Origin of the sequence: Streptomyces sp. NBC_01304 (genome assembly GCF_035975855.1) — a bacterium.
GTDB lineage: Bacteria > Actinomycetota > Actinomycetes > Streptomycetales > Streptomycetaceae > Streptomyces.
The window spans coordinates 6,978,881-6,995,266 of the sequence record NZ_CP109055.1 but is presented as its reverse complement, the minus strand read 5'-3'; the positions used below and the strand labels follow the sequence as shown (position 1 = coordinate 6,995,266).

Here is a 16,386-nt window from a genome sequence, read left to right as displayed (position 1 = left end):
TGGACGACCAGTTTCTGTAGGCCCTGCAGGCCGCCGTCCTGCAGGGCCCAAGTCCCTTACGTCTGCTACGGAGTGGGAATTCCCCGTACGCCACCGGGTTCGTCGGCGGCGACCGCGGGAGTCCCGCCCCACCGCCCCTCCCCCACCCACGCGACCCCACCCGCCACCGCACACGCCGCCCCCACCGAGGCGAACGCCAGGAACGGGCCCGACAGGTCCAGGGACGCTCCCGCGAGGGGGGAGCCGGCTGCGCTGCCGATCAGGAGGGCGCTGGCGTAGGTGCCCATGGCGGCACCGCGGCTTCCTTCCGGGGCGAGGCGGCTGACCAGGTCCGCCGTACCGGAGAGGGCGGGCGCGCACATCGCGTTGGCGGGCAGGACGAGGACGCAGAGCCAGACCCAGTCGGGGGCGAGGCCGACCGGGATCAGGAGGAGGCCGAGGAGGATGGTGATCAGGAGGACCGAGGGCGGGCGGGGCATCGCACCATAGACGAGTCCGCCCGCGATCGAAGCCGCGCCGCAGCCGATCAGGAACACCCAGGTCCACTGGATCTCGCCCCTGTCCTGGAGGGTTCCGATGGCCGCCACCTCCAGGCCGACCACGGCCAGGCAGATGCCGGCTGTCGCCACCAGCACGCCCAGCATCTGCGGGGTCATCCAGTCCCGTAGCCGTACGCCGCTCGATGTCGGGTCCTGCGAACTCGCTCCGCGGACCGGCGGGTTGAGGACCGCGTAGGCCACGGCGGACAGGACGAGCAGGCCTCCCATGACGAAGAACGCCGTGGCCGGTGAGGCCTGGGAGGCCAGGAGTACGCCCAGTGAAGGACCGGCCATGTAGGCGAGGTCCGTGGTGAGTGAGTCGGCGACGTAGGCGGTGTGCCGGATGTCCTGCGGGACCATGACGGCCAGCGCGATCCGGATGATGGTGAAGGCGGGGAGCGTCACCAGGCCCGCGGCGAAGGACGCGCAGAGCAGGGCCGGGTAGGGCAGGAACGGACCCGCGCCCCAGAACGCGCCCTGGACCAGGACGACCGCCGCAATCAGTGGCCGCAGCCCCCACTTGTCCATCGCCCGGCCCTCGAGCGGCGACCCGATGCCCGCGCCCACCGTCCAGGCGGCGGTGACCAGACCGCCGAGCCCGAAGCCGAGCCCGAGGTTGCCCGAGACATGGAGGACGACGACCGCGGGGATGCCGAGCCCCGGCATCTTGGCCAGCAGCCCGACCACCATCAGGGACCGCAGCCCCGGTGTGGCGAACACCTTTCGATACGCGGCGAAGTTCACGGCGCGGAGGCTACAGCGACGCGGAGAAGGTGACGAGCCATATTCCGGCGCCAGTATCGCTAATGCACTAGTGCATAATTTAGTTGACGCTAGTGCGAAATGGCGGCTAGCCTCCCGGTCATGATCGACTCCAACGCCGTCACCGTCTCCCCCGCCCGCCCCGAGGACCACGCCAAGTGGCGTGAACTCTTCGCGGGATACGCCGAGTTCTACGCGGTCGAGCTGGGCGACGCCGAGTACGAGCAGGCCTGGTCCTGGATCCACGACCCCGCGCGGCCGACCAAGTGCCTCATCGCCCGGGACGCGGACGGCACGCCCGTCGGGCTCGCCCACTACCGGCCGGAGGACTCGCCGCTGATGGGGACGCGCGGCTTCCTCGACGACCTGTTCGTGGACCCCGCGCACCGGGGCGGCGGCGTGGTCGACGCACTCTTCGAGGCGCTGAAGCAAGCCGCCCGTGACGAGGGCTGGAGCTCGGTTCGTTGGCGTACGGCCGAGAACAACTACCGGGCGCGGGCCGTCTACGACCGGCACGGGGAGAAGTCGGTGTTCTTGACGTACGGCATGAACGTCTAGGCATCCAAGCCGCCGGACGTACGCCATGAACCTCTAGGTGAACGCCGCGCCGAACGCCACGAACCCGCAGATCAGCACGAACAGAATCGCCAGCAACGGCCAGACGAACCGCAGGTACTTGTCGTAGCCGACCTTGGCGAGGGCCACACCACCGATGGTCACGGCCGTCGTCGGTACCCAGAGGTTCATCCAGCCGCTCGCCGCCTCCCAGGCCGTGACGACCATCGCGCGCGAGACGCCCGCGAAGTCGGCGAGCGGCGCGAGGATCGGCATGGCGAGGGTCGCGTGGCCGGAGGTGGAGGGGATGAGGAAGGCGAGGGGCAGGTTCACCAGGAAGACGATGATGCCGAAGAGCGCCGATGAAGTGCCCTTGACCACGCCTTCGATGGAGTGGAGCACGGTGTCGGTGATCTTCGAGTTGTTCATGATGACCGTGACGCCGCGGGCCAGCATGATGACGAGCGCCGGCGAGATGAAGTCGCCCGCACCCTGAATGATCGTGGAGCTGAGCTTCGCCTCGCCCATGCGGGCCACCAGGCCGACGAGCACGGCCGCGCACAGGAACAGCGCCGACAACTGCGCGAAGGACCAGTCGAGTTCGAAGCCGTACGGCTTGGCGTCCGCCTTGCCGGTGAGGGCGCTCGACCAGGGCACCACCGAGAAGATCATGAAGGCGAAGACCAGGCCCACCATGATGAGCACGCCCTTGTGCAGCCGCGTCAGCTCGGGCGCCTCGCCCGCGTCGGTCGCCGTCTGCTCGCGGTCGCCGGGCAGGAATCCGCAGATCGAGTGGTCGGGGTTCTTCTGTACGCGCTTCGCATAGCGGATGACGTACAGGATGGTGACGGCCGTGAGGACCGCCCACATGAAGAAGCGCAGCACGATGCCGTCGCCCAGCGAGATGTCGGCGGCGGAGGAGGCCACTCCGGTCGCGAAGGGGTTGACCGTGGAGCAGAGCACGCCGACGCCCGCGCCGAGGATGGAGGCGCCGACCGCGACCATTCGGTCGTAGCCGAGCGCGAGCATCATCGGGACAAGCAGGCCGTAGAAGCCGAGCGTCTCCTCGGCGAAGCCCTCGACGGTGCCGAGGACCGAGAACACCAGCATCACGCCCGCGATGAGCAGAGCGCCGCGGTCGCGCAGCTTGTGGGCGAGGCGGGCGATGCCGCGGTCGAGGGCGCCGGTGGCGAAGACGACGGTGATGAAGGCGCCGATGGCGAGCACGAAGAGGAAGACGCCCGCGCTGCCGTACAGCTCGCCCGTCATCGACGGGCCGACCTGGCCGGTCTTGGTGTCCTGCACGCCGTAGAGGCCGTTGACCGGCGAGAGGAAGAGGTCGTTGAGCTTGTCGACGAAGCTCTGGCCGGACGGAACGCGGTGGTACGTGCCCTCGACGGGGGCGCCGTCGGCGTTGCGGTTGTACTGGCCGGAGGGGATGAGGAAGGCCAGGAGCCAGACGGCGACCGTGACGATCGCGAGGATCGTCAGGGCGCTGGGGAAGGTGAAGCCCTTCTTCTGCGGGGCTTCCGGCTCCTCGGTGGCGGTCGTGGTGCCGCCGATGCCTTCGGTGTCTCCCGTGTCTCTGGTGTCTCCCGTGTCTCTGGTGTCTCCCGCGTCGCTCACTGTCCGGCTCCCGTCGCGCGGAAGTCTGCGGCGTATTCGCGTACGAACGCGGCCATCGCCACGACCGTGTTGCGTACCTCGCTGAACAGGACCCGTTCGTTCGGGGCGTGCAGGTTGCACATGCTGTCCTGGGCGCCGAAGAGCAGCACCTCCGCGCCGGGGGCGGCCTGCGCGAGGCCGTTGACCAGGGGGATCGAGCCACCGGTCGCGACGTACTGGGCGTCGGTGCCCCAGGCTTCCTTGAGCGCCGTACGGGCCGCCTCGTACGCGGGTCCGCCGGTCTGCGCCTCGTAGCCGGGGCCGGTGTCGCCGGGGGTGACGGTGAGCGGGATGCCGTACGGAGTCTGCGCGCGCAGATGCTCGACGAGCTTCTCGCGGGCCTCCTTGGGGTCCTGCAGCGGGTGGAAGCGCAGATTCAATTTCGCCCGGGCGTACGGCACCACGGCCGATGCGGCATGTTCGACGCTGGGCGCGTCCAGGCCGATGACGGTGATGGCGGGCCCGCTCCACAGGCGTTCGCCGAGACCGCCGGAGCCGATCAGCGGCAGGTCGCCCTCGATGCCGGCGAGGGAGCGGAACTCGTCGTCCGTGTAGCCGGCCCCGCTCCACGGCTCCCTGCGCAGCCCGGCCACGGCCACATCGCCGTGCTCGTCGTGCAGCGTGGCCAGGGCCTTGAGCAGGACGAGCAGCGCGTCGGGCGCGGCCCCGCCGAACTCGCCGCTGTGCCGGGGCTCTTCGAGCGTGCGGACCTCGACCATCACCTCGCAGGCGCCGCGCAGCCCGGTGGTGAGGGTGGGGGTGCCGGGACGGAGGTTGCCGAGGTCGGCGATGACCATGGCGTCGCAGGCGAAGCGGTCGGGGTCGGTCGGCGGGTAGTCGTCGAAGGGGCTGCCGTACTCCTCCTGGCCCTCCATGACGACCTTGATGCCGACCGGGGGGCGGCCCTCGTACACCCGCAGCATGCCGAGGTGGGCGATGAGGTTGGCCTTGTCGTCGGCGATGCCGCGGGCCCGCAGACCACCCTCGACGGGGGTCGGCTCGAACGGCGGGGAGAGCCACAGGGATTCGTCGCCGGCAGGCTGGACGTCGTAGTGGCTGTAGAGGAGGACGGTCGGGGCGGAGGGGTCCGGCGGGGGGATCTCGCCGTAGATCACCGGGGAGGTGTCCGGGAGGTCGATGCGCTCGATGTTCTGGACGCCGGCGTCCTGGAGGAGCTGGACCACCAGGTCGTGGCATTCCTCCACGGGCTCCTTCGGGAAGCCGGGGAACGCGATCGAGGGGATCCTCGCCACCTTCTCCAGGTCCGCCTTGAGGCCGTCCATCAGGCCGTCGACCTTGGCTTCCAGATCCATGAGTTCAGCCCCTGTCCCTCACCACTCCGTCATTGGGGCCCAATCGACCATGCGGGGCATGACGTCGCATCCTGGTGGGGGGCCGAGTGGGCTATCCGGGGCGGCGGGGTGTCCGTGGGCGGGCTGCTTCTTTCTCCCCGCCCCGCCCCTTCCCGAGAGGCTGCCGCCGACTTCAAAGACTGTCCTCAAACGCCGGACGGGCTGAAGGAATGCCGCGCGGGTCGAGAAGGTGCCGGGCGGGTCGAGAAGGTGCCGGGTGGGCTCAAATGCGATGGCTGGAATATCTCCCTTGAGCGCGTCGGCGGCCGAACGTAAGATCCCCGGACGGCATCGCGCGTCGGTCACCGGCCGGGTGAGGCGTGGAGGTAGCCCGTGAGTGCCTTATGGAGGCATTCCCACCGTGTCAGTCGAGTTGAACCACACGATCGTCTTCGCCCGTGACAACCGGGCCTCGGCCGAATTCCTGGCCCGCATCCTGGACCTCGAGGTCGGTACCCCTTGGGGACCGTTCGTCCCCGTCTCCACCGCCAACGGCGTCACCCTGGACTACGTGTCCCTGCCCGCCGAGCATCCCCTCGCCTCCCAGCACTACGCCTTCCTCGTGACCGAGGACGAGTTCGACGGCGTCTTCGCCCGGATCAAGGAAGCCGGGATCGAGTACTGGGCGGACCCGCACTTCAAGCAGCCCGGCGAGATCAACCACAACCACGGCGGACGAGGCGTCTACTTCCTCGATCCGGGCGGGCACGGCATGGAGGTCATCTCCGCGCCTTACACGTTCGACACGCCGGAGCCCGGCGACACCCCGGAGTCCGGCCGGGCGTAAGGCCATCCGGCTGAGCAAGTCACCCGCACGAGGACCGCGCGGCGCCCTCCGCATGCGCGGTCCTCGCTGACGGCATTGGCTCGATGGCACGGAGCACGGGCCTCCCCCACCTCTGGCGGCTCTTCGGAAGCGCCGCCACCCGGGCTTCGGTGGAGGGCATGCTCATGCGCACTATCCGAATATCCCCGCGCTCCGGTCTGGTCGTCGCCGCCGTCGCGGTACCGCTCGCCCTGGCCGCAGGTCCCGCGACCGCTGCGGGTGGCGGCATCAGTGTCAGCGTCACCGGGACGACCGTGATGGTCTCCACCACCGCATGCCCGAGCGGGGGCAAGGCCGCGCTGATGAGCAACGGCAGCGCGAACTTCGCCCAGGGCAAGCAGGTCGACCTCGCGGGCGGCAGCTCCAGCCAGAGCGCCTCATGGACCGGCGTCAGTCCAGGGACACACACCGTGGCCGTGGTCTGCTCCGGCGGTGCCTCGGCCGGTGCGGCCCAGGTCACCGTCTCCGGGTCCACGGCCTCGCCCACACCGCGGCCCACCTCCACCTCCGTGCCCAGGGGCCTGGCGCGCGGTGGTCTCGGCGGCGGTGCGCACGGGGACACCGCCGGGCAGATCGCCGCGGGCGCCGCGCTCGCGGTGGTCACCGGGGTCGGCGGTACGTGGCTGATGCGTCGGCGCCGCAGCCGGCGGACGCTGCCTCCCGTGTGAGCCGGTGAGTACGGCTCCGCTCCGGTCTCCTGGCTCGCGCCGGGGCCGGGGCGGAGGTTCCTTTCACGACGGTTCCTTTCACGACGTCCTTCTCCGTACGTCGCCCATTCGTCCTCGTACGTTGCCGAGTACGCCCGGAGGTCAGCCCGTGCCCCGATCGCGAAGTCGCCTTGTGGACCGTCGGCGCCGTGGCTGGCGCGGCCACCGCGTCCAGGTGCCGTTGGCCGGGCTCACCGCGCTCGGTGTGCTGGTCGGATCCTGGCTGATGGCCGAGGGAGCCCGCGCCCCGGAACCGCCGCCCCGCCCGGCCACGGCGAAGGCCCGGGCCGCCGTGCACGGCGAGGCGCATCCCGCGCTGCCCGCGTCGCGGCCGCTGCGGATCCGGATCCCCGCGATCCATGTGGAGGCGCCGCTGATCGGTCTCGGCCTCGCGCCGGACGGGTCGCTCGATGTGCCGCCGGCCAGCGATCCGTATCTGGCGGGGTGGTACGAGCGCGGGGTGGCGCCCGGGTCGACCGGCACGGCCGTGACCGTGGGCCATCTGGACTCCGCGACCGGGCCGGCCGTCTTCTACAAGCTGGGGGCGCTCGGGCGGGGTGATGTGATCGAGGTCGATCGGGAGGACGGGCGTACGGCGTTGTTCACGGTGGAGAGCGTTGCCCTGCATGAGGGCAGTGCGTTTCCGGATGCTCAGGTTTATGGCAACTCGTCTCGGCCCGAGCTTCGGGTGATCACGTGTGGTGGGGCGTATTCGCGGGCCGCGGGTGGGTATTTGGCCAACACCGTGGTGTATGCGCGGCTCAGTGGGGTGCGGGGTTAGGGAGTTTTCCCCACCCCGCCCCTTCCCTTAAGGCTGCCGCCGGCTTCAAAAGACTGTCCTCAAACGCCGGACGGGCTGGTGGAGACGGACGGGCTGGTGGAGACGGACGAGCTGGAAAGCAGCCACTCCACCACGTCGAACGCCCCGTACGCCTCACCCTCGGGGCTCAACTCGCCCAAGAAGTCCAGGTCTTGGCCCAGCGTGAGGACCGGCGGTTCCACCGTGCCGCCCGGGCGCTTCTGGCCCAGGCCGATCGTTGCCAGCAGGCCGTTGCAGAGGCAGACCCGGCCCTCGGTGTCCGTTGCGGTCCCGCCCTTGCGGACGTACGCCGCCTCCGGCTCGGCCGAGCAGCGGTAGCCGATCGCGCCCTTCTCGGTCCGGTACGGCGTACGGAGATAGCCCAGGTCGCAGACCCGGCGCCGGGACGCGCGGACGTCGGACTCCGAGAGCGTTCCCGGGAGTTCGGCCACCTTGAAGGGGAAGCTCGTCGGCGACGCGGCCGGGTCGTTGCGCACCCGGAGCGTCCCGGCGCGGGCCCGCTCCTTCAGGGAGCCGCGCAGTGAGGCCTCCATGCCCGAGTCCTCGCAGAGCGCGAAGACGCTGCCGACCTGCACCCCGGCCGCCCCCGCCGCCCGCGCCGCGGCGAGCCGCGTGGGGTGGGCGGTGCCGCCGGCCAGCCAGAACGGGATGCCGAGCGCGGCCATCTTCGCCAGGTCCGGGAAGTCACGCGGGCCGTAGACGGGATCGCCGTCCGAGTCGAGCTTCATGGCCCCGCGGGGCGGCGCGCTGTGGCCGCCCGCGCCGTGCGTCTCGATGACGAAGCCGTCGGGGCGGGTCGCCTCGGAGCGGGCCAGGTAGGAGGCGAGCACGGGGAGGGACACGATCGCGAGTACGTCCGGGCGAGCCAAACCATCAACCAGGCCGGCAGGAACGGCAGTTCCCGCAGCCTCGGGCGGCCGGGACCTGATCTCCACGGACTGCACGCGCCGCACCCCGCGCGGCTTCGCCTCGCCGCCGCCATCTCCGCCGCACTGGCAGGAATGACCGTCGCCGCCCCCGCACCCCTCGCCTTCCGGACGAGCCACCGCGCCCAGCACGGCACGCGGATCGAAGTCGTACGCGTACGCCTCCTCGTCGCCGTCGACCGTGATCCGTACGGTCACCGGCTCCATCCGGGCAAGGCGCGTCGCCAGATCCGGGATGTGCCCCGGCACTCCCGCGCCGACCAGTACGCAGTCCACTCCGGCGAGTATCGCCCCGAACATCCCGGGTGCGACGCCCAGTTGGATCTTTTCGAGATAGTTGATGCCGACCAGCCCGTCGTGGCCTTCCTTCGCGAGCCACACCTCTACGAAGTTGCCGAGCACGGTGAGCAGTTCGGCCGCCTCGCCCTTCTCCACCCGGAGCTTGGGCTCGGTCCGGAAGCGCTCCGATGCGGCGACGCCCCCGGGAACGTAGAAGCGTTCGAGAACCGCGGCCGCCAACTCCGGCACGGGGAACGCGGCGAGCGCGCGCCGCACGTCGCCGCCCGGGTCCCCCACCTGCAGCCGCCGCGCGAGGACCGCGTCGAGGGCCGTGCCGGAGACCACGCCGAGCTGGCCGGTGCGGGACACCGCGCGGGCGAGCTGCCAGCCGGAGACGCCGACGCCCATTCCGCCCTGGATCACCTGGGGAAGCGCCCTGTTCGCCGTGGCCATCGGCATGCTCTACCTCATCGCTCGCATCCGTAACTTACGGAACCGTAAGTTCGCTCAATGCCCAGTGTTGGCCACCTGGACCCGGGGAAAGCACGGCGAAGGGCCCGACTGGCCGTGACCAAAGGCCTGCCACAGGGTCATTTCGGCAGGCGAAGGGCCCCGTACGCGGTGGACGGCACGGCGGGCCGCACCGGCGGGACCGGCCTGACCTGCGCATAGGCCGCACCCTGCGACGGCCGCGGGTCCGTCTCCCCCTTGTTCGGCCACAGCGACATCGCCCGCTCCGCCTGGGCGGTGATGGTCAGGGACGGGTTCACGCCCAGGTTCGCGGAGACCGCCGACCCGTCCACCACCGAGATGCCGGGATACCCGTACAGCCGGTGGTACGGATCGATCACCCCTGCCTCCGCAGACTCCCCGATCGGGCAGCCGCCCAGGAAGTGCGCGGTCAGCGGTCTGCCGACGAGTTCGCCGAGGTTGGTGCCCGCGAAGCCGCCGATGCGTTCGGCGAGGAGGCCGGCCGCCGTCCAGCCCTCCGGGATGTGCACGGGGTTGGGGGCGCCGTGGCCCTGTTCGGCGGTCAGCCGTCCCCGTCGGCCGAGGCGGGTCGTGAGCGAGTTGTCGAGGGTCTGCATGACCAGGCCGATGATGGTCCGCTCCGACCAGCGGTACGTCGTCGCCGTGCGGGCCACCAGGAGCGGGTGCCGGGCGAAGGCGAGGGCCGCGGCGATCGGCTTGGGCAGGTTCTGGGCGTACTGCGGGACGCAGATCAGGGCCATGAGGTTCGAGCCCTTGCCGTAGCGGACGTTCTCGATGTGGGTGGTGGGGGTGGGGTGGATGGATGAGGTGATGGCGACGCCCCGGGTGAAGTCGGGCTCCCCCGCGTCCGCCCCGCGCGCCTTGCGGTAGCGGCGCGGGAACGTCAACGCCCCCACCAGCGCTTCGGAGTTGGTGCGGGTCAGTTCGCCGAGGCGGTCGGAGAGACGCGGGAGCAGTCCGCGGTCCCGCATTCCGTGGAGCAGGGTCTGGGTGCCGTACGTTCCCGCCGCGAGCACCACGTGCCGGGCGCGCAGCACCTTGCGGCCGCGACGCCGGCGACCGGTCGGGACGGCCTCCACCTCGAAGGCACCCGCCTCGTCCTCGCGTGTGCCTGACGGCATTACTTCGTTGACCGCCGTGACGGTGGTGAGGGGGTGGATCACCGCGCCCGCCCGCTCGGCGAGGTGGAGGTAGTTCTCCGTGAGGGTGTTCTTGGCGCCGAACCGGCAGCCGGTCATGCACGAGCCGCACTCCACACAGGCCGTGCGGGCCGGACCCGCCCCGCCGAAGTAGGGGTCGGCGGCCTCCTGCCCGGGGGCCGCCTTCGTCGTGCCTTCCGCGTCCTCGCCGTCACCGAAGAACACGCCGACCGGGGTGAGTTGGAAGGTGTCGCCCACTCCCATGGTGTCGGCGACCGCGCGCAGGTGTTCGTCGGCCTCCGTGGTGGTGGGGTTGCGGCGCACGCCGAGCATCCGCCGGGCCTGGTCGTAATAGGGGGCGAGCTCGGTCTGCCAGTCGGTGATGTCCGCCCACTGCTCGTCCTGGAAGAAGGCGGGTGGTGGGACGTACAGGGTGTTGGCGTAGTTGAGCGAGCCGCCGCCGACGCCGGCGCCCGCGAGGACCATGACATTGCGAAGGAGGTGGATGCGCTGGATGCCGTACAGACCGAGTCGCGGCGCCCACAGGTAGTCCCGCAGCTTCATCGAACTGGTGGGCAGTTCCTCGCGGTTGAAGCGGCGGCCCGCCTCCAGGATCCCGACCCGATAGCCCTTCTCGGTCAGCCGTAACGCCGCCGCCGAGCCGCCGAATCCGGACCCTACGACGATGACGTCATAGTCGTACGCGGCCGGATCAGCCACGGTAGAGCTCCTCGATCTCCTCCGCGTACGCCGCCGCGACCGCATGCCGCTTGATCTTCAGGGAGGGCGTGAGCAGCCCGTTGTCCTCCGTGAACTCGCCCTCGACGAGGGTGAATTTGCGGATCGACTCGGCGCGCGAGACCGCCTCGTTGGCGTAGTCCACGGCCTTCTGGACGGCGGCGATCATCCGCGGGTCGGCGGCGACCTCGGCCATCGGGGTGTCCTTGGGCATCTTGCGTACGGACAGCCAGTGCTCGACGGCGTCCGGCTCCAGGGTGATCACGGCGGCGATGTAGGAGCGGTTGTCGCCGACGACGATGCACTGTCCGACCGGCGGGCGGCTGCGCAGCCGGTCCTCCAGGATCGCGGGCGAGACGTTCTTGCCGCCGCTGGTGACGAGGATGTCCTTCTTGCGGCCGGTGATCCTGAGATAGCCGTCGTCGTCGAGCTCGCCGAGGTCACCGGTCGCGAACCAGCCGTCGTCCAGGGCCTCTTGGGTGGCCTCGGGGTTGTTCCAGTACGAGCGGAAGACGATGCCGCCCTTGATGAGCACCTCGCCGTCGTCGGCGATGCGGACCGCGGTGCCGGGCACGGGAAGGCCGACAGTGCCCGGGCGGGGCTTGAGCGGGGGCGTGATGGTGGCGGCCGCGGAGGTCTCGGTCAGGCCGTAGCCCTCGTAGATGATGATTCCGGCGGCGTAGAAGAAGAGGTTGAGACGGTGGTCCAGGGGCGAGCCGCCGCTGATCGCGTAGCGCAGCCTGCCGCCGATCTCCTTGCGGACGCGGCGGTAGACGAGCAGGTCGTAGAGCGCCCAGGCGAGATAGAGGCCGAGCGAGGGGCCCTTGCCGGTCTCCAGGAACTTGTTGAGGTACGCCTCCCCGAAGCGCACCCCGATCCGGTCGGCCCGCTCGAAGGACGCGCCGCGTCCCAGCTTCTCCGCCGTCGCACGGCCGGTGTCGTGGATCTTCTCGAAGAGGTACGGCACCCCGACGATGAACGTCGGCCTGAGCGTGCGCAGTTCGGGGCGGAGTTCGTCGGGCTTGATGCTCGGGCAGTGGCCCAGTTCGATGCGCGCGAGCATGCAGGCGATCTGGATGGTGCGGCCCAGGATGTGGGCGAGCGGCAGGAAGAGGAGGGTCGAGGCGACCTGGCCCGTGACCTCCTTGAAGATGGGGTGCAGCAGGTCGACGGTGTTCGCAGCCTCGGCGTGCAGATTGCCGTGGGTGAGGACGCAGCCCTTGGGCTTGCCGGTCGTCCCGGAGGTGTAGCAGACGGTCGCGATGGTGTCGGGGGTGAGCGTGGCCCGCCGCTTGGCCACCTCGTCGTCGGGTATCTCCCGCCCGATGGTGGCGAGTTCGAACATCGCGCCCGAGTCGAGTTCCCAGACCCGGGGCGGCTCTGGCAGCCGTTCGGCCGCGCTCTGCACCGTCGCCACGTTCTCGGCGGTCTCGGCGATCAGGAAGCGGGCGCCGGAGTCCTGGACGATCCACTCGATCTGTTCGGCCGAGGAGGTCGCGTAGACGGGGACGGTCTGACCACCGGCCGCCCAGATGGCGAAGTCGAGGACCGCCCACTCGTAGCGGGTGCGCGACATCAGGGCGACCCGGCCGCCCGGCTCCAGGCCCGCGGCGATCAACCCCTTTGCGGCGGCGGTGACTTCACGGGCGAAGGACGCCGCGGACACCGGGCGCCACTTGCCGGCTTCCTTGCGGCGCAGGACGACCGCGGTGGGGTCCTCGGCGGCGTTGGTGAAGGGGATGTCGGCGATGGAGCCGGAACCGGGCTCCGCGGCGAGGCGTTCGGTGCGCACCTCGCGCACGACGCCGTCCTCCCGGACGAGCTCGGTGTGCACGCGCGCCGCCAGGTCGCTGTGCTGCTTCGCCTTCTTCAAGTCCTTGCGTACGCCCATGGGTCGCGGCTCCGTGGTCGACGTTCACTGGTGTGCCGTGCCGTGCTCCGAACTTCTTTACGCAGACGTCAACTTACCGATGCGTAAGCAGAAATCAATGGGTCTGGCAATTTTCTGACTTACGAGTAAGCTTACTCGCGAGTAAGGACGATCAGGGAGGGCTTCCATGGCGGACCGCGACAAGGAGAGCAACGTGGAGAACGTCGACAACCTGGCCGATCTGGACTTCGCGAGCATCTCCCCCGAGGAGTTCGCACGCATCGTGAAGGGCCTGTCGAAGAAGGAGATCAACGAGATCGCCCAGGACGGCGCACTGCGCGACCGCGTCCTGCAGGAGGTCTTCGGCCGCATGGAGCGGCAGTTCAAGCCCGACGCGGCGGGCTCGGTCAAGGCCCTGGTCCGCTGGAAGATCAACGGACTGACCGAGACGGTGTACGAGACGTCGATCGACGAGGGCACCTGCACGGTGACCGCCGGCCGCTCGAACGCGGAGCCGCGCGTGACGCTGATGATGGACGACGCGGAGTTCCTGAAGCTGGTCTCCGGCAACGCCAGCCCGGTCACCCTGTTCATGATGCGCAAGCTCAAGATCGCGGGCGATGTGGCGCTCGCGTCCGGGCTGACGCGCTACTTCGACATCCCGAAGGCGTGAGGGAGTTCGCACGATGCCCTTCTCCCTGGATCTGACAGAAGAACAACGGGACTTGCGGGACTGGGTCCACGGCTTCGCCGCCTCCGTCGTCCGCCCCGCGGCGGCCGAGTGGGACGAGCGCGAGGAGACCCCCTGGCCGGTGATCCAGGAGGCCGCGAAGATCGGGCTCTACGGATTCGAGTCCCTGGCCGACCTCTTCGGCGACCCCAGCGGGCTGTCGTTGCAGATAGCCAACGAGGAGCTTTTCTGGGGCGACGCCGGGATCGGCATGGCCCTGTTCGGCACGTCCCTGGCGGTGGCCGGGATCTTCTCGGCGGGCACTCCGGACCAGTTGGCCGAGTGGGTGCCGCAGTGTTTCGGGGACGAGGACGACCCGAAGGTGGCGGCGTTCTGCGTGTCGGAGCCGCAGGCCGGCTCGGACGTGTCGGCGATGCGGACGCGGGCGCGGTACGACGAGGCGCGCGACGAGTGGGTCCTGGCCGGACAGAAGGCGTGGATCACCAACGGCGGCATAGCGAATGTGCACGTGGTCGTGGCCTCGGTGGAACCCTCGCTCGGCGCGCGCGGGCAGGCGGCCTTCATCGTGCCGCCCGGCACGCGCGGGCTCGAAGGTGCCAAGAAGATAAAGAAGTTGGGGCTTCGGGCCTCCCATACGGCGGATGTGTTCCTGGACGACGTGCGGGTGCCGGGGCACTGTCTGCTCGGCGGCAAGGAGCGGTTGGATGCCCGGCTGGCCCGGGCCCGGGAGGGCTCGGCGGGTGGCGCCAGGGGGCAGGCCGCCATGGCCACGTTCGAGGTGAGCCGGCCGACCGTGGGTGCGCAGGCGCTCGGGATCGCACGGGCCGCGTACGAGTACGCCCTCGAGTACGCCGGGGAGCGTGAGGCGTTCGGCCGGCCCATCATCGAGAACCAGGCGATCGCGTTCGCCCTGGCCGACCTCCGGACCGAGATCGAGGCGGTGCGGCTGCTGATCTGGCAGGCGTCGTGGATGGCTCGGAACGACAAGGTCTTCGACGCGGGGCAGGGGTCGATGTCGAAGCTTCGGGCGGGGGAACTTGCCGTTGCCGCTTCGGAGAAGGCGATTCAGGTGCTTGGGGGTGCGGGGTACAGCCGGGAGCATCCTGTGGAGCGGATGTATCGGGATGCCAAGATCTACACGATCTTCGAGGGGACGAGTGAGATTCAGCGGCTGGTGATCGCTCGGGCCATCTCCGGGCGTCAGATCCGCTGATTCCCTTTCCCCACCCCGCCCCTTCCCGAAAGTCCTGCGGACAGCTTGGGGCTGCGCCCCTGGCCCCCGAATCGGCCTCCGGCCTCTGTCCTCAAACGCCGGACGGGCTGATCTACCGCGGCCGAGCTGATTTAGGCCGACGGCAGTCTTTCGGGAAGGGGCGGGGTGGGGGAAGAAGCCACCTTGCGCGTCACCCGCTCGGCGATCGCCGCGACCAGCGTGCGCGGACGCCGCGGCGTCAGGTGGGCGCCCAGCGCATTGCTCAACCCCGGCGTGACGTACGCCTTGTCCTTCGCCAGGGCGCGCAAGGCCGCCCGAACCACCGGCTCCGGGCCCGAGAACGACCCCGTCACCGCCGCATCCCGCGTCCCGATCGCCTCGAAGAACCCGGTCTCCACCGGGCCCGGGCACAAGGTGAGGACCTTGATCCCGCGCCCCCGGCACTCCTGCCGCAACGCCAGCGAGAAGTTGAGGACGAACGCCTTCGCCGCCGAGTAGACCGCGAAGTAGGGACCGGGCTGGAACCCCGCCGTCGAGCCGACGTTGAGCACCGCACCCCCGCCCCGCGCCAGCATGCCCGGCAGCAGTGCGTGGGTCAGGTCGACCAGGGCGACCACGTTGACCATCAGCTGGTCGTGGTCCCGGCCGGGGTCGATGTCCTCGAAGCGTCCGCAGGTGCCGAATCCGGCGTTGTTCACCAGCAGATCCACGCGCAGGTCACGCGCCGCCAGCTCGGCCTCGATCCGCCGGGCCGCGTCCGGCTCCGCCAGGTCCTGCACCAGGACGTGCGCGGCCACCTTGTGCTCGGCGCGCAGCCGGTCGGCCAGTGCGTGCAGGCGTCCTTCCGAACGGGCCACCAACACCAAGTCGTGCCCGGATGCAGCCAGTTGGACGGCGAACTCGGCGCCGAGGCCCGAGGACGCGCCGGTGATGAGCGCAGTGCTGTTCATGGTCTTTCCCTCCCAGGAACTTCAAGAAGCAGTGACATGAGAGTAGCGGTTTTTCAGTTAACTGCAACATCAATGTTGCAGTTATGCCACGAGCTGCAGCGGCCGCGTATCGTTGCCGCATGCCTGCACCCACCACCCGCCCCCTCCGTGCCGACGCGGAGCGCAGCGTCCGCGTCATCCTCGAAGCGGCCGAGCGTGTCCTCGCCGCCGACCCCGCCGCGTCGATGGAGCAGATCGCCGAGGCCGCGGGGGTGGCCCGCACGACCGTGCACCGCCGGTTCGCCAACCGGCAGGCGCTGGTCGACGCGCTCGCGGACTCCGCCGTACGGCAGCTGCGGCAGGCCATCGAGGACGGCCGCCCGGGCACCGCTCCCCCGCTGGTCGCCCTGCACCGGATCACCGCCAACGTGCTGCGCGTGAAGGGCGCCTGGAGCTTCGCGCTCGGCCAGCCGGCCGAGCCGGGCAGCGCGGCCGCCGCGGCCTGGGACGAAGTGGCGGCGGACTGCCTCGAACTGCTCGCCCGCGCAAGGGAGGGCGGCCTGCTCGCCGCGGACGCCGACCTCGACTGGGTGCGCCGCGTGTACTACGCCCTGATCGGCGAGGCCCTGCACGAGACCCCCGGCGCGAAGGAAGACTCGAAGGATGGCGCGAAGGACGACGCGAAGGACCCCGACGCCCTCGCCACCCGCGTACTCGACACGCTGCTGTACGGAGCGGGCCCGCGGCCCGGCAAGGGCTGACCCAACTCCCGCTCACACCAAGGGCTGCGGGAATCGAAATCTTTCCGCAACCCCCTCGTGCCATCCGTTCGGCCACCTCGCACGTCACAGTCACAAGCAATCGCGACGCGACTGAGGGGCGG

The 16,386-nt window shown here is 70.3% G+C and carries 14 protein-coding genes; 7 read left to right on the top strand and 7 right to left on the bottom strand.

Going from position 1 to position 16,386, the window contains the following annotated elements:
- Positions 1 to 65 precede the first annotated feature (65 nt).
- Positions 66 to 1,283, bottom strand: coding sequence for an MFS transporter (locus OG430_RS31045; protein ID WP_327355945.1), 1,218 nt, complete (start codon positions 1,281 to 1,283; stop codon positions 66 to 68).
- Positions 1,284 to 1,403: 120 nt separating this feature from the next.
- Between OG430_RS31045 and OG430_RS31040 the strand changes: the two genes are divergently transcribed.
- The gene (locus tag OG430_RS31040; protein ID WP_327355944.1) at positions 1,404 to 1,859 is read left to right on the top strand and encodes a GNAT family N-acetyltransferase; all 456 of its coding nucleotides are present in this window, start codon (positions 1,404 to 1,406) and stop codon (positions 1,857 to 1,859) included.
- Positions 1,860 to 1,892: 33 nt separating this feature from the next.
- Here OG430_RS31040 and OG430_RS31035 read toward each other — a convergent pair whose 3' ends face one another.
- Together OG430_RS31035 and OG430_RS31030 are read right to left on the bottom strand one after the other, a co-directional pair.
- Positions 1,893 to 3,419 carry a YfcC family protein gene (locus OG430_RS31035; protein WP_327359291.1) on the bottom strand — a complete coding sequence of 509 codons (1,527 nt, stop codon included), beginning with the start codon at positions 3,417 to 3,419 and terminating at the stop codon, positions 1,893 to 1,895.
- A gap of 59 nt (positions 3,420 to 3,478) precedes the next feature.
- Positions 3,479 to 4,834, bottom strand: a complete 1,356-nt coding sequence (locus OG430_RS31030) for a M20/M25/M40 family metallo-hydrolase (RefSeq protein WP_327355943.1) — start codon at positions 4,832 to 4,834, stop codon at positions 3,479 to 3,481.
- A 400-nt stretch (positions 4,835 to 5,234) separates the two neighbouring features.
- On the opposite strand from OG430_RS31030, the gene OG430_RS31025 reads away from it, so the two are divergent.
- The 3 genes from OG430_RS31025 to OG430_RS31015 all read left to right on the top strand — a co-directional run bounded on the left by OG430_RS31025 (position 5,235) and on the right by OG430_RS31015 (position 7,187).
- Positions 5,235 to 5,660 (top strand): VOC family protein, encoded by a 426-nt coding sequence (locus tag OG430_RS31025; RefSeq protein WP_327355942.1) that lies wholly within the window; start codon positions 5,235 to 5,237, stop codon positions 5,658 to 5,660.
- Positions 5,661 to 5,818: 158 nt separating this feature from the next.
- Positions 5,819 to 6,367 carry a hypothetical protein gene (locus OG430_RS31020; protein WP_327355941.1) on the top strand — a complete coding sequence of 183 codons (549 nt, stop codon included), beginning with the start codon at positions 5,819 to 5,821 and terminating at the stop codon, positions 6,365 to 6,367.
- A gap of 172 nt (positions 6,368 to 6,539) precedes the next feature.
- Positions 6,540 to 7,187: a class F sortase gene (locus OG430_RS31015; protein WP_442816744.1), complete on the top strand. Its 648-nt coding sequence runs from the start codon at positions 6,540 to 6,542 to the stop codon at positions 7,185 to 7,187.
- A 59-nt stretch (positions 7,188 to 7,246) separates the two neighbouring features.
- Here OG430_RS31015 and OG430_RS31010 read toward each other — a convergent pair whose 3' ends face one another.
- The 3 genes from OG430_RS31010 to OG430_RS31000 all read right to left on the bottom strand — a co-directional run bounded on the left by OG430_RS31010 (position 7,247) and on the right by OG430_RS31000 (position 12,691).
- Complete coding sequence (locus tag OG430_RS31010; protein WP_327355939.1) at positions 7,247 to 8,884, bottom strand: nitronate monooxygenase; 1,638 nt, start codon at positions 8,882 to 8,884, stop codon at positions 7,247 to 7,249.
- Between the two features lie 137 nt (positions 8,885 to 9,021).
- Complete coding sequence (locus OG430_RS31005; RefSeq protein ID WP_327355938.1) at positions 9,022 to 10,827, bottom strand: GMC family oxidoreductase; 1,806 nt, start codon at positions 10,825 to 10,827, stop codon at positions 9,022 to 9,024.
- Complete coding sequence (locus OG430_RS31000) at positions 10,775 to 12,691, bottom strand: AMP-dependent synthetase/ligase (protein WP_327355937.1); 1,917 nt, start codon at positions 12,689 to 12,691, stop codon at positions 10,775 to 10,777. Before OG430_RS31000 ends, OG430_RS31005 begins: the two co-directional genes overlap by 53 nt.
- A gap of 166 nt (positions 12,692 to 12,857) precedes the next feature.
- Here OG430_RS31000 and OG430_RS30995 point away from each other — a divergent pair, with 166 nt between their 5' ends.
- Together OG430_RS30995 and OG430_RS30990 are read left to right on the top strand one after the other, a co-directional pair.
- Positions 12,858 to 13,343: an SCP2 sterol-binding domain-containing protein gene (locus OG430_RS30995; protein WP_327355936.1), complete on the top strand. Its 486-nt coding sequence runs from the start codon at positions 12,858 to 12,860 to the stop codon at positions 13,341 to 13,343.
- Positions 13,344 to 13,356: 13 nt separating this feature from the next.
- Entirely contained in the window at positions 13,357 to 14,574 is a 1,218-nt protein-coding gene (locus OG430_RS30990) for an acyl-CoA dehydrogenase family protein (protein ID WP_327355935.1), read from the top strand.
- A gap of 131 nt (positions 14,575 to 14,705) precedes the next feature.
- Here the strand turns inward: OG430_RS30990 and OG430_RS30985 are convergent, their stop codons facing one another.
- Positions 14,706 to 15,524, bottom strand: a complete 819-nt coding sequence (locus OG430_RS30985) for an SDR family NAD(P)-dependent oxidoreductase (protein ID WP_327355933.1) — start codon at positions 15,522 to 15,524, stop codon at positions 14,706 to 14,708.
- Positions 15,525 to 15,643: 119 nt separating this feature from the next.
- Here OG430_RS30985 and OG430_RS30980 point away from each other — a divergent pair, with 119 nt between their 5' ends.
- Positions 15,644 to 16,264 (top strand): TetR/AcrR family transcriptional regulator, encoded by a 621-nt coding sequence (locus OG430_RS30980; protein ID WP_327355931.1) that lies wholly within the window; start codon positions 15,644 to 15,646, stop codon positions 16,262 to 16,264.
- Positions 16,265 to 16,386 lie beyond the last annotated feature (122 nt).

Coding starts and splice junctions, on each gene's coding strand:
- OG430_RS31040 (WP_327355944.1), top strand. CDS start 1,404: ATGATCGACTCCAACGCCGTCACCGTCTCCCCCGCCCGCCCCGAGGAC.
- OG430_RS31030 (WP_327355943.1), bottom strand. CDS start 4,834: ATGGATCTGGAAGCCAAGGTCGACGGCCTGATGGACGGCCTCAAGGCG.
- OG430_RS31020 (WP_327355941.1), top strand. CDS start 5,819: ATGCTCATGCGCACTATCCGAATATCCCCGCGCTCCGGTCTGGTCGTC.
- OG430_RS31010 (WP_327355939.1), bottom strand. CDS start 8,884: ATGGCCACGGCGAACAGGGCGCTTCCCCAGGTGATCCAGGGCGGAATG.
- OG430_RS31005 (WP_327355938.1), bottom strand. CDS start 10,827: ATGCGGTCGCGGCGGCGTACGCGGAGGAGATCGAGGAGCTCTACCGTG.
- OG430_RS31000 (WP_327355937.1), bottom strand. CDS start 12,691: ATGGGCGTACGCAAGGACTTGAAGAAGGCGAAGCAGCACAGCGACCTG.
- OG430_RS30995 (WP_327355936.1), top strand. CDS start 12,858: ATGGCGGACCGCGACAAGGAGAGCAACGTGGAGAACGTCGACAACCTG.
- OG430_RS30990 (WP_327355935.1), top strand. CDS start 13,357: ATGCCCTTCTCCCTGGATCTGACAGAAGAACAACGGGACTTGCGGGAC.
- OG430_RS30985 (WP_327355933.1), bottom strand. CDS start 15,524: ATGAACAGCACTGCGCTCATCACCGGCGCGTCCTCGGGCCTCGGCGCC.
- OG430_RS30980 (WP_327355931.1), top strand. CDS start 15,644: ATGCCTGCACCCACCACCCGCCCCCTCCGTGCCGACGCGGAGCGCAGC.